The following is a 456-nucleotide window of genomic DNA, read 5'->3' as shown; positions in this document are numbered from 1 at the left end:
CAACTCGTCGATCGCGCTGCGCCAGCCGATGGCCGCGCTGCGCCTGCGGAGGGCTCGCACCAGATGGGAGAGAACCGTCGACGGCCGCTCCGCAATCGCAGTCCACGCGCCAGCCGGTGCAGCATGGGCGTGCGGTAACAATCCTCGCCGCGACAGCGCGATAATCCGCCCCGCAAACCCCTTTGCCTCCAGCAGCAACACGACATCGACCATCGTCAGCCCGGTGCCGAGGATCAGCACCGTATCATCGTCGTGCAAGCCCTCGGTCGCCTCCGCACTCCAGCAATCGCCGACATAGCAGCCGGGTCCAAGCGATTCCGCCACCAGCTCGACCGGCGTATGCGGTGGCAAATTGCCCACCGCCAGCACAGCGGCATCGGCCTCGACCGAGGCACCATCGGCCAGCAGGACGCGCACGCCGCGATGCTCTGTCACGTCGACCGCCTCGCCGCGCAC

At 68.2% G+C, this 456-nt stretch carries 1 pseudogene; it reads right to left on the bottom strand.

From position 1 onward, the window contains the following. Positions 1-456, bottom strand: a pseudogene (locus tag AACY45_RS28485) (FAD/NAD(P)-binding protein); the annotation flags it as partial.

The organism is Pseudomonas sp. RA_35y_Pfl2_P32 (assembly GCF_963970735.1).
Taxonomy (GTDB): domain Bacteria; phylum Pseudomonadota; class Gammaproteobacteria; order Pseudomonadales; family Pseudomonadaceae; genus Aquipseudomonas.
Note: the sequence above shows the minus strand (reverse complement) of the source record. Positions and strands in the feature narration are given on the sequence as shown.